This is a genomic window from Amycolatopsis sp. NPDC114484 (genome assembly GCF_055633755.1).
In genome coordinates, this window is the sequence record NZ_JBVKDQ010000002.1 from 357,740 (window position 1) to 369,437 (window position 11,698).

11 protein-coding genes are annotated in these 11,698 nt (G+C 67.7%); 8 read left to right on the forward strand and 3 right to left on the reverse strand.

Annotated elements, in window-relative coordinates; all coding sequences use genetic code 11:
* Positions 1 to 89 precede the first annotated feature (89 nt).
* On the forward strand, positions 90 to 458 hold the full coding sequence (locus tag ACZ7SW_RS07610) for a hypothetical protein (protein ID WP_470229579.1): 369 nt from the start codon (positions 90 to 92) through the stop codon (positions 456 to 458).
* Positions 459 to 799: 341 nt separating this feature from the next.
* Here ACZ7SW_RS07610 and ACZ7SW_RS07615 read toward each other — a convergent pair whose 3' ends face one another.
* Positions 800 to 3,202, reverse strand: coding sequence for a protein kinase domain-containing protein (locus ACZ7SW_RS07615; protein WP_470229580.1), 2,403 nt, complete (start codon positions 3,200 to 3,202; stop codon positions 800 to 802).
* Positions 3,195 to 4,262, reverse strand: a complete 1,068-nt coding sequence (locus ACZ7SW_RS07620; protein ID WP_470229581.1) for a patatin-like phospholipase family protein — start codon at positions 4,260 to 4,262, stop codon at positions 3,195 to 3,197. Before ACZ7SW_RS07620 ends, ACZ7SW_RS07615 begins: the two co-directional genes overlap by 8 nt.
* A 1,511-nt stretch (positions 4,263 to 5,773) precedes the next feature.
* On the opposite strand from ACZ7SW_RS07620, the gene ACZ7SW_RS07625 reads away from it, so the two are divergent.
* The 6 genes from ACZ7SW_RS07625 (at position 5,774) to ACZ7SW_RS07650 (ending at position 9,799) form a co-directional block, all read left to right on the forward strand.
* Complete coding sequence (locus ACZ7SW_RS07625; RefSeq protein WP_470229582.1) at positions 5,774 to 5,959, forward strand: hypothetical protein; 186 nt, start codon at positions 5,774 to 5,776, stop codon at positions 5,957 to 5,959.
* An 11-nt stretch (positions 5,960 to 5,970) separates the two neighbouring features.
* The gene (locus ACZ7SW_RS07630) at positions 5,971 to 6,168 is read left to right on the forward strand and encodes a hypothetical protein (protein WP_470229583.1); all 198 of its coding nucleotides are present in this window, start codon (positions 5,971 to 5,973) and stop codon (positions 6,166 to 6,168) included.
* 486 nt (positions 6,169 to 6,654) lie between these two features.
* On the forward strand, positions 6,655 to 7,107 hold the full coding sequence (locus ACZ7SW_RS07635; RefSeq protein ID WP_470229584.1) for a hypothetical protein: 453 nt from the start codon (positions 6,655 to 6,657) through the stop codon (positions 7,105 to 7,107).
* A gap of 366 nt (positions 7,108 to 7,473) precedes the next feature.
* On the forward strand, positions 7,474 to 8,661 hold the full coding sequence (locus tag ACZ7SW_RS07640) for a CE1758 family FMN-dependent luciferase-like monooxygenase (RefSeq protein WP_470229585.1): 1,188 nt from the start codon (positions 7,474 to 7,476) through the stop codon (positions 8,659 to 8,661).
* The gene (locus tag ACZ7SW_RS07645) at positions 8,661 to 9,125 is read left to right on the forward strand and encodes a MarR family winged helix-turn-helix transcriptional regulator (protein ID WP_470229586.1); all 465 of its coding nucleotides are present in this window, start codon (positions 8,661 to 8,663) and stop codon (positions 9,123 to 9,125) included. Before ACZ7SW_RS07640 ends, ACZ7SW_RS07645 begins: the two co-directional genes overlap by 1 nt.
* A complete protein-coding gene (locus ACZ7SW_RS07650) occupies positions 9,122 to 9,799 on the forward strand; it encodes a CE1759 family FMN reductase (RefSeq protein ID WP_470229587.1) in 678 nt (225 codons plus the stop codon). Before ACZ7SW_RS07645 ends, ACZ7SW_RS07650 begins: the two co-directional genes overlap by 4 nt.
* 253 nt (positions 9,800 to 10,052) lie before the next feature.
* Here the strand turns inward: ACZ7SW_RS07650 and ACZ7SW_RS07655 are convergent, their stop codons facing one another.
* A complete protein-coding gene (locus ACZ7SW_RS07655) occupies positions 10,053 to 11,000 on the reverse strand; it encodes an NADP-dependent oxidoreductase (protein WP_470229588.1) in 948 nt (315 codons plus the stop codon).
* Positions 11,001 to 11,149: 149 nt separating this feature from the next.
* On the opposite strand from ACZ7SW_RS07655, the gene ACZ7SW_RS07660 reads away from it, so the two are divergent.
* On the forward strand, positions 11,150 to 11,680 hold the full coding sequence (locus ACZ7SW_RS07660; protein ID WP_470229589.1) for a TetR/AcrR family transcriptional regulator: 531 nt from the start codon (positions 11,150 to 11,152) through the stop codon (positions 11,678 to 11,680).
* Positions 11,681 to 11,698 lie beyond the last annotated feature (18 nt).

Sequence of the window (11,698 nt, forward strand, 5' to 3'; positions counted from 1 at the left end):
GCGAAACCGTCGGAAGCCGCTCCTGCCAAGGCATCTCGCTGAACTACCTCGGCCGCGCCCTCCACCAGCACAGCGACCACGAACAAGCCATGACCATGCTCCGACGCGCCTGCCAGCTCTCGCTCGCACTGCAGAACCGCACCGAACAAGCCTTCGCCCTCAACAACCTCGCCCTCAGCTGGCCCCAAACCGGCAACCCGCTGAGCCTCCACAAAGAAGCCCTCGCCACCGCCCGCGACGCAGGCACCCAACTCGAAGAAGCCCGCGCCCTCGAAGGCATCGCCCGATGCCTCCTCCCCGGACACCACAAACGAGCAACAACCGGCCTCCGCCGAGCACTCGACATCTACCGACGCCTCAAAGCACCACAAGCCACCGAAATCGAACGACTGCTGACACGCACACAACGGCCGCACCCAACTTCAACACCTCGACCCGACCAGACACCAGGCGCCTAAGCCAGAAGGAGCGAAAAGCACTCCGTTGCACCGCAGTGCCTCCTGCGGTGCCTCCGCTCACGACGTCACCGACCACATTGGACACCGGGACAACAAACCCGGCGAGAAGATGTGCCCGGTCGCTCAGCAGACCATCTCGCTTCGTCTGATCCACCGTGTCTTCGAGTCGCAGGTTCTCGAGGAGAGCGTAGTCCGGCAGCACGCTCTGCGTGACGCGATCCTTCGCGCAACCAGTACGGCTCTGGTGACCGACATCCCTGTCGCGGAAGGGAGATCGATCGCTGGATCCAAGCGACAGGCCGCGTCATTCGGCGCTAGCGTCGGCCTGCCAGCCCAGGGGTTCAGCCCGGGCTGACCAACCGGATCGGCGCGGACTGGTGGGTGGGGCTCTTGAGTCCGCCGTCTTCTTCTGCCTCGTACCTCAGGCGTTCCGCGGCGAGGAAGCAACGGTTGAGGCCGGTGCGTACGTCGAGAGCGTTGATTCCGGTCTTGACGACATAGAACAAACCGATGTTGACCACCACGACGAAACCGGCGTAGACGAAATCGTCCTTCAAGATGCCCAGGTAGAGCGGAACAGCGATCACCCACACCATCGTCGAGAACAACGTGATCGTCGGCCCCCACTGCACGTAGCCGTCGAGCCCGGTGATCTTCTGGTGGCGCGGCGGAACAGTGCTCAGCCCTCGTTGCCTGGCAAGTTCCAGATACCGGGTGGCGAACCGGGCGCTCACGAAGTTGGTCAGAACGGCGCCTGAGTAACCGGCTGCCGTCGCCAGCGGCCACCAGCGGATGTCGACGAGATTCGGCAGCAGGATCAGCCAGGACGACCAGACGGCCATCATCCGGATGGACACTTCTGCGCTGAACCGCAATCCGCTGCCGGCCAGGGCGGGCGAGCTGGCGATCCTGGTCGTCAACCCGCTGAGAATGTTCTGGTAGTGCCGCACCGACATGAACGCGAAGCTCAGGCAGACGATCCGGGCGGGCAGGTTCTGCGCGAGCTCGCCCAAGCGGTACCCGGGATTGCGCAGCCCGTCGATCACGGGGAGGGCCTCCGGCGTGGCCCCCATCAGCCGGACCGCGATCTCGCTCTGCGGGTTCAGGAAGCCGATCCCGCAGTCGCGCAACGACCAGTAGACGCAGACGAGCGCGGTGACGGAGAAGTTCAACGACGACAGGACCGAGAAGACCAGCAGCCACTTGGCATGCATGGACCGTCGCGGATTATCCAGGACCCCCTGTTCTTTTCTCAGCCGATAGATGCGACGCCGCTTCTTCCGCTCGCGGGACGGAACCAGCAACGACACGACGGTCGTGCGAAACGACTGCCTGCTGTCGGGGACGGCGCTCCGGCGCAACACCGGGTCGGCGACCAGCTCGGCCTGGGTGACGTCGAGCTCCTGCTCCAGCACTTCGTAAAGCGAGCGGTACACGTCCCGGTTCCGCGGAGCGATCTTGAACACCAGCAGCCTGCGCTCGGGGCGACGCTCGACCAGGTCCTCGATGAACCGGGCGACCAGCGGCGCCTGACCGTAGAACCGGTCCGGGATCGACCCGTCCGCATTCTCCCCGACGTCGCCGAGTGCGATGAGAATCCGGCCGAGGGAGAACAGGTCCGCACGAGTCGTGTCGTCGGCGTTGTCCCGGACCTCCGGTGCGACGTACCTCTCGTGGGAGTGCTCGGCGGTGCTGGTGGCTCCCAGATACAGGTAGTTCCGGCCGAAGTCGACGAACTTCATGTCGTACTCGTGCCGGGGAGCAGCGTTGTCGCTACGTCGAACGATGATGTTGGTCGGCGAAAGGTCCTCGTGGATCTTGCCGCGCGAGTCGAGTTCGGCCAGCGCGCGCATCAGCGGCAGACCGAGCTTGCGAAGGATGTCCAAGCGCACGTTTCCCGCTGGGGAGACGGTCCTTCGCCCGCCCCAGGTGACCACGGCGACAGCCTCGTCGCCGCGGATGCGTTCGATCTCCTCCGCCAGGGTGTGCCCCTCGGCGAAGTCCATCAAGATCCACCGGCTCGTGCTCGCCCACACCTGGACCATGCCCTCGACCGTGCGGCCGTCGGCGTCCAGCGCGTTGTGGTCCGCGGCGTACGTCCGGGTCATTTCGCCGATCGCGGGGATGCTGGCGTACGGCATCAGGACGCACTTGAGGGCGAACTTCATCATCCGGCCCGCGGACGGCCTCGACACCCCGCTGACGATGAACGACGTCGAGCCGTGCCGGTGGAACTCGAATGGGACGGACTGGACCCGGTGCCACTCTTCCAGGTCCTGGGGGCTCTGCCGGTCGTCGTCAACGGGTGCGTAGAGCGTCAGAAGCGTCCGGGCCACCTCGGCGTCGCGAAGCAGCGGACGGCAGAGCTCGTCGCAGTCGTGCCCCTCCCACGTCGCGCTCGGACGCGCGCGTTCCAATGTGATCAGAGTGATCAGCAGAACCGTCAGGCAGCCGTGGACATCGGCCTGCATCCGAGTTCGGCCGCTGGTCGCCTTGAAAGCGCGGCACCACCGCGACAGGCGCCCGATCACCTCGGCCCGGTCGAACCCCACGTCCAGGCGAAAGGAGACCCGATCGAGCGGCAAGCTGGCGAGGAACCGCCGCCAGGCCTCCGGGTCGGGCAGAAGGTCCCGCATCTCGCGCAGCACTTCAAGGCCGGTCGCACTGTCCAATTCCATGACGTGGCTGAACATTCGGCGAAGCGTGTCGACGTCGTTCGCCCGTTCCGGGGCGAGCTCACTCATCCGGCTGCTCCCGGTTGCTCGAGGACTCGTAGACAGTCAGACGGGGCACGACGACGACGCTGGTTCCCTCCAGCGCGGCATGCACTACCTGGTAGGCCGACCGCGCACCGTCCATGAGGTTTTTCAGGCCCATCTCGTGCCGGACCACCTCTCGGGTGCCCGGGTGCGGGGCCAGGTCCAGGACCGCGCAGTCCGCGTCCGGCGCCGTCCTGCTCCGCGCCAGGTAAGGCTTGTCCGTGTCCAGGTACTCCCGCACACCGTCCAGGTACCCCGATCCGAGCCCGGGACGAACCCTCTCCAGATACCGTGCGGCGAACCGGCTGGTCATGGAGATCCTTCGCGTCGTCGCGATCGGGCGGGTGCTCAGTGACAACACATGCGTGCAGCCGTCGAGGACCGCCGCACGGAACGGATGAAACCGCAGCACCCCGCCGTCGATCGCCCGGTTGCCGCGGAACGTCGCCGTGCCTCGGATCGCCAGCGGCAGCCATGTGCTGGCGCGCAGCGCGGACTGGTGATCCTCCGGCGACTCGAAGTCGCATACGTCCAGCGGTTTGAGCTCGTCGACGTCGGTGACCATGACGTGCAACCGCTGGTCGGACTTGATGATCCCGGCGTAATCGAGCGGCTTTCGCCGGGCCAGGACCTCGTCGAACAGGAAATCGAGATCCATCGGCCCCCGCCCGCGCAGCACGCGCCGGAAGTCGAGGAACTCTCCGGTCGTCAAGTCGTCGTAGTAGATGGTGAGCGGGAACCAGGTCCGGCGCATGACAAAATACGCACTGTTGACCGCACCGGACGAGCAAGCGTAGATGTGGTCGAACGCGTCGGCGAATCCGAGGTCCTCCAAAGCGGTGAGCATCCCCGCGGATATGACCCCGCGCAGCCCCCCGCCCTCGACGGCAAGCCCGACTTTGAAATCGTCCTGCCGCTCTTCGGGCTTGCTTCCAGTCGCTCGTCGCCGCAGCAGCACCTCCCGGACCGGGTGGGTCAGGGACCACGTTGCTTCAAGCGGTGCGATATCAGGGCCCCCCGCACGCTGCCGCCTACGCCAATTCATTCAGTGAATCCCCTTCGTGCGGGCATGCCGCTATGCGCGCCATGGCGATATCGCTACGCGAGACTCCCATGCCCCGCTCCGGCTCCGCAACCAACTCAGCGAACGTCCAGTCGCGCTGGTTCCGAACGCACTCGCGATTGAGGGAACACGTTGACGGATAGCGCTGACGATGTCGACGCAAACCTGCGGATTACGTACCCGAGAGGTCGGCGACGCGCGGAAATACGTGCGGGAAACCCCCGGCGCTCGCCGAGCGTTCCCGCCACCCGGCAGAGTGGAGATGCCGAGACGACCCGCACCTCGACGGCACCTGGTGCGCGACAACGCCTTCGGATCGGATACCGCCTGAGCAGGATTTGGCCGAGTGGCAACAAATCGCTCGTCATGTTGAGCCGTTCAGCGACATGACCTCGCATTCGGCGACACTCCGGGAAATATCACGGACCGGCTGGAGCCGTGGGAGAAAGACTGGCCCACGACGATTTCCCGATCCGGCCGGCGGCACGATTCAAACCGGCCGGGGAATCGACGAGCGCAAACCGGATCGGCTGCGAGCAGCACTTGTTGGTCCCGCCATCGCCCCGGGCGACCCGCTCAAATCACCGCAACGCGACGCCTGCCAGCAAGCACGCCGGACGAGCGGTGCTCCCGGCCGATTGGCGAGCGATCTTCTCTGCGCAAGCCGGGGTTCGCAAGCATTCGCGACAGGGAGTCGCGCGCCCAGCTCTCCCGCCCGAGGGCGGTCTCTGCCCAGGCGAGATCATCCTCAGTCCGTGGGTTTCCGCGCGCGGGGAGGTTGCCACGCGGACCCCGGGCGCGCGAGGGTTCGGCGATCGGCGCGCCGGTGGTCGGCAAGGCGACAGACTGCGCCCCGATCCCGCGCGAGCACGGCGGCGCCGTCGAGAAGTCCGGCTTCCGCGGCAGCGCTCGCCGTTTCCCAGAAAAGTCGATCACGAACTCAAGGCCGTTACAGTGCAACAACACCTGGCCCGACAGGACACGGCAGGTCGCGGTGGAGATTCGCAACATGTGGGCCGTATAGCTCGGCGCTGTCGTGTGGATCAGCGCGCCCGCCGATGCGGGAGAAGCGGGACGCGATACGGCCGAAGCGATACCTGCGTGCAGATGAACCTGCCAAGATTCCACCATGACGGTCTATGCACATAGCCTATGCATACGATGAAGCACGTGGTGTCCTCGCGACGACTTGGGACACCGGTGTCGGCTGCATCGCCTCCGCGCTTGCCGACCTGCCTAAGTCCGCTGAGCGTGACGCCCCGATCGGCTTGGCGTTTGCTTGACCGGCCTGTCGCGTCAGGTGTGGCGCACTTACGCCCACCCGGCGAGCGCAGCCGACGGTCTGGAACCGAACACCGAGGGCTGGCGCCGCGAAGGCGAACGCGACGCCTTTGCCGAGGTTGTCAAATCGTTGCGGAACCCCAATTTGCCCGACGGTGACCACATCGTCCAGTCCTACGTCCTCGTCGAGGAAGCTGCACATCGGGTAGGCCGTGCGCTACACGCACTTTGACGATCAGGATCTGACCGACCGCGTCGTCGCCGACGTCGAGGACGAGCTCGCCGCGGTTGAGCGCGCCGAACTGACCGGCCGGGCAAAGCAGGCAGTGCTCCTGACTCGGGCAGACGCATCCCCCGTTCAGGTCAGCGCCGCGGCCCACTGGCTGCAGGCCGCCTGATCAAAGCGGCTATGACCGCGGCCGAAGGCGGACTTGCCGACCCCGACGCACTGGTGCGCCAAATCCAGGAGGCAAGGCAGAACGCCGAACAGTTCGGACCCGGCGACGAAGAACTGCTCGCCGCCCTGATGCCCCGAATCACGCCGCTGGACCCGATGCGTCCCGCGCACGACCTTCTGGAAGACCTGCTCGACGGGATTCGTGGCTGATGGCTCCTCTACGGCGAGTGCGCCGACTACGACGATGACGACCTAGAAGATTTCACCGACGACGAACCCGGAGACAACGAAGCCGGAGACAATGACGATCACCTCGACACCGAGTTCTTCGAGGCTGTCAAGGCAGAGGCGGCAGAAAGCCAAGCGCGACTCCTCTGAGCAACTCGATCACGCTAGGCGGAGATGCTCCGCTCTGCACGCACCAGAGTGGCGGAATCGGAATTCGCACCCGCCGCTCGTCGACGGGCACAGCGGACACAAACCCGTTGCGGGGCGGCAGAATCACCACGAAACCCGGCGAAACCACAACAACTGCGCGCCGGACGTACTTGGTGCCAGTGCACCGCCTCCGGCAGGCTGAGACGGTGCCGGACACGGTCCGCGCCCTCCGGATGCGAGCACGCCGGAGGTCACGTGCACTCTGCAGACGCGCTGTCGCGTCGTGAACCTCTCTCGTAGATCGGGTTGTCGTCTGCCATGTTCACGATCACCACGCCCGGGATGGACCGTTGGAGCGCCGAGATCTCAAGCGGGTCCGTAACCTTCGGCTACACGCCAACAGAGGAAAGGCCCGCCGCCGCAAGCCTGCTGCCGCGGGTGTGGCCGAGACGCGGCCTAGCGATCCCTGCCAGCGCGCTGGAGGCATTTCGCGCGGCGCTGGCCGAAGTGATGAAACTCCCGGCCTACTGGAACGCCCGCGAACCCGGTCTCGCCGGCCCGGACCTGTGGTCGAACCCGTGGCTGGACCCCGACGACGAGATCGTCTTCGTCACCGGCCCTTGCGGATACGGTGCCACGACCGCGCCCTACCGACCGTCGCGCACGTTCACGATCGAATTGCCGCACATCCGCGGTCTCCGCATCCGCGTCACCGCCTACCTGCGTGCCAACAGTCCGGGCCCGTCCGCCGGGCGCCCAGGTACCCGGTGACGGGCATCGTCAGTTCTTCGACGTCGCTCGTCGGAGACCGGGCCGCACATCGGTTCGCGACGTCGAGGACGCGCTCGGGTCGGTCGCCGTCGCGATTTTCTCGGGGTTGAGCATCCGCATCACGCGATCGACGGCCCCGTCGATGGCGCTGACCGAGACCACCCGAACCCGACGCCGTTGCGCGCCAGCACAGTGCGAGAGCGTCGCGGAGAGTCGCCCCGGGAGAGCACCGTTCGAAGAAACGGTCATGTTCCTGTGCGACCAGGACACGAGCGCGCCCGGACAGACGGGAATACATGCGCAGTCATGTTGTTAACCTGCATGCGCAGTCATGCACTTCGCGGACGCGCACGAAGGGAGACCGTCATGCAGTTCGGGATCTTCAGCGTCGGGGACATCGCTCCGGACCCGGTGACCGGCTACACCTACAGCGAGGCGGAGCGCATCGACAACCTCGTCCGGATCGCCCGCCGTGCCGACGAGGCCGGGCTGGACGTCTTCGCGCTGGGCGAGCATCACAACCCGCCGTTCATCCCGTCGTCGCCGACGACGTTGCTGGCCTACGTCGCCGCGGTCACGAAACAGATCGTGTTGTCCACCGCGGTCACCCTGATGACCACCAACGACCCGGTCAAGATCGCCGAGGACTACGCGATGCTCCAGCACGTCGCGAAAGGACGGCTGGACCTGATGGCCGGACGCGGCAACACGGTGCCGGTGTATCCGTGGTTCGGGAAGGACATCCGCCAGGGCGTCGCGCTCGCGCTGGAGAACTACAACCTGCTGCACCGGTTGTGGCGCGAGGACGTGGTCGACTGGGAAGGCGAGTTCCGCACCCCGCTGCAGGGCTTCACCTCGACGCCGCGCCCGCTGGACGACGTGCCGCCGTTCGTCTGGCACGGCTCGATCCGCACCCCGGAAATCGCCGAGCAGGCCGCGTTCTACGGCAACGGGTTCTTCGCTAACCACATCCTCGCCCCGAACTTCCACTTCAAACCGCTCGTCGACCTCTACCGGCAGCGGTTCGAGCACTACGGGCACGGCACCGCCGCGCAGGCGATCGTCGGGCTCGGCGGGATGTCGTTCATCGCCGAGCGCTCGCAGGACGCCATCGAGCGCTTCCGGCCGTACTTCGAGAACTACCCGGTCTTCCGCGGCGCTCGCCTCGAAGACCACCTGGCGGCCACCCCGATCACCGTCGGCAGCCCGCAGCAGGTGATCGACAAGGTCCTCACCTTTCAGGAGGGCTTCGGCGACTACCAGCGGCAACTGTTCGCCCTGGACGGTCTCGCGCTTCCGGTGGAGACGGCGCTGGAGCAGGTCGAACTGCTCGGCACCGAGGTCGTTCCGGTGCTGCGCAAGGAAATGGAGTCCCGCCGCGCCCCCGGCGTGCCGGACGCGCCGACGCACGCCTCACTGGTGACCGCCAAGTACGGGGACGCCGAACCCCGCCAGCCGCGACCCAACCCGAACCGCGGCGACAACCTCTCCGGCACCTCGCCCTATCAGGATTCCGACCCGTCGGTCGAAGCCCGTTTCCCGGCGGTGCTCTGATGCGCAGCACCGCCCGCATCGCGGTCGAGGCCTGGGAATCGCTGCTGCGAGCCCAGGCCACGCTCGCCCGCGAATTCGAATACACCGGCGATTGGGGCGACCTCCTCCCGCGCGAATACGCCGTCCTGCACGCGCTGTCCGCCTCGGACGAAGGCCTCCGGATCACCGAACTCATGGACGACGCGCTGCTCACCCAAGCCGGCATCTCCCGCCTGGTCGCCCGGATGGAGAAGCGCGGCCTCGTCGAGCGCCGCGACGACCAGACCGACGCCCGCGCCTGCCGCATCGCCCTCACCGCCGAGGGCCGCGAGATCTACCGCACCCTAGGCCGAGCCCACGCCCGCCAGGTCCGCGAGGCGATGACCCGCGCCCTCGGCCCGGCCGCCCTCGAAACCCTGCGGGAGCTGACCGACGCCCTCGTCGCCGCCAGCCCCGCCCGCGTCCAGCGAAGGAAGAAGAAATGACTGAGGAACGCACGCTGGCAGTCGTCAACGCCGGGGTCAGCGAGGAATCGTCGACCCGCAGGCTCGCCGCCCGCATCGCCCAGCGAAGCCTCGACACGCTGCGTGCCGCCGGAATCCCGGCCGCGGTGAGCTTCATCGACCTCGCGCCGCTCGCCGCCGACCTCGGCCGCTCGCTCGTGTCCGGCTTCCCAGCCGAACCGGTGCGCGACGCGGTCTCCCGGCTCGCGACCGCCGACGCGGTCATCGCCGCCACCCCGGTCTACAAGGCGGGAATCAGCGGCCTGTTCAAGACCTTCGCCGACGTCCTGGACAACGACCTCCTGATCGGGGCACCGGTGATCCTCGCCGCGACCGGCGGGACCGCACGCCACGCAATGGTCCCCGACGACCACCTCCGGCCGCTGTTCGCGTTCCTCCGCGCGCTGCCCGTCCCGACATCGATCTACGCCGCCCCCGAGGACTGGGGCTCCCCGGACCTCGGCAAGCGCGTCGCCCGCGCGGCCGGAGAACTCACCGCCCTGCTGCGCGCTGACACATCGCGGCACATCGCCGCCGACAACTGGGACGGGTACCAGCACCAATTCGGCGGCAACGCCAGCCGCGCCGAGCAGAACGCGGCCGATCTGGACTTCGACACCGACCTCATGCGCCTAGCCGCGGGCGGACGCTCCTGAGAAGGAGCTTCTCCGACGCCCGGCCGCTGGCCGCCACGACGAGGCTGTTGCTGCCGCGCAGCACGGCGCTCGCCCAAGCCGATCCCAGCTACCAGCCGCGGCGCTGAAGCTGGCGAAGTACCTCGTCGCGGCCAACCGCGTCTTCGGCCGTCGTGCGGGTTCGCTGGCCTGACAGCCGACCACCGCGTCGTCGTCCGCGAAGGGCTCGCACCTCCCCCGGGAGCCAGGCGACGGCAGGCATCCGCTTCCCTACCTAGAGATCGATGACCACCTTCCCGTGCACGTGCCGCTCCGCCTGAAGCTCAACCGCGCTGCGGATCTGCTCAACCGGAAAGGTCGCCGCGATCGGCACCCGCAGCCGCCCCGCCGCGACCAAGCCAGCGATCTCCTCGAGGGCGCCCGGGGCCGCATTGGCACCGTTCGCTGGCGTGATCCCGTCGATCTGCGCGGCAATGGTGGTGATGCGCTCGTCGGGCACGCCGAGTTCGCGTGCCGCCCGCGCGGTGTCGGTCCCGTGCAGATCCATGGCCGCGGTGACCCCGCCGGGAGCCAGCGCACGGACGCGGTCGGCCAGACCGTCGCCGTAGACGACTGGCTCTGCCCCCAGTGCGCGCAGAGCATCGGCTGAGGTTGCCGACCCCGTCCCGATCACTCGCGCGCCCGCGAGCCGCGCGAGCTGGACAGCGAACACTCCGACCCCGCCTCCCGCGCCGCCGACGAGCACCGTGTCGCCCGGGCCGGGGTTGACCACAGCCAGCGCTGCGGCGGCCGTGCAGCCCGCGATCGCCAGAGCGGCGGCGGTGCGGTCGTCGACCCCGTCCGGGGTGCGGTGCGCCTCTCCGCCCACCGCGATGGTCCCCGCCTCGTCCACGACGACGTAATCGGCGACCGCGCGGGACAGGGCACCGCCGAATACCCGGTCGCCGACCGCGAACTCGCGCACTCCGTCGCCGACCTGGTCCACGATCCCGGCGTAATCGGTTCCGAACCCGCACGGCAGACTCAAGCCGAATCGCGCGGCGGTCTCCGCGTCGGAGGTCATGAACCAGTCCATCGGGTTCAGGCCGGCCGCGGCGACCCGCACGCGGAGCTGTCCCGGACCGGCTTGCGGCACGGGCACTTCGCGGACGCTGAGGGTCTCCGATCCGCCGAACGACGTGAACTGCACCGCCCGGCTCGTGGTGGCACTCGGTTCTTTCATGCTCGCCTGCCTCCTGAAGCAACACAAACGGACTATGCTCCGTTTACGTCATCGAAGCTAGCACAAGTGGAGCGTGATCCGTTTTGCCCGCCGCATCGTCCCCCAAACCGCGGGCGGACGCGACCCGCAACCGCCAGCAGCTGCTGGACGTGGCGACTCGTTTGTTCGCGTCGGCCGAGTCCGAACCGTCGATGCGCGCGATCGCTCACGAAGCCGGTGTCGGGATCGCCACCCTCTACCGGCACTTCCCCACCCGCGAGTCGCTGGTCGACGCGGTCTACCAGGATCAGGTCTCGCGGCTCACGAGCGGCGCCCGCGACCTGCTCGCCCAGCTCGGCCCGGCCGCGGCCCTGCGCCGCTGGATGGACCTGTTCGGGAACTGGATCGCGACCAAGAACGGGATGCTCGACACGCTGCTCGCGATGGTCGAATCCGGCGAGATCGCCCACGCCCGCACCAGAACCGAGCTGCTCGCGGCCATCGACGGCCTTCTCGAAGCCGGCCGCGCAAGCGGGGAACTCCGCGCCGACGTCCCCGCCGAAGACATCGCCGCCGCCCTTATCGGCATCTTCACCGTGGCCGGTTCGCCCGAGCGCCAAGCGATGGCAGCTCGTCTGCTCGACCTCTTGATGGACGGGCTCCGGCCTTCCGCTGGCGGCCAGCCCAAAGCGGCGGAGTGACGACGAGTTCCCCGATGA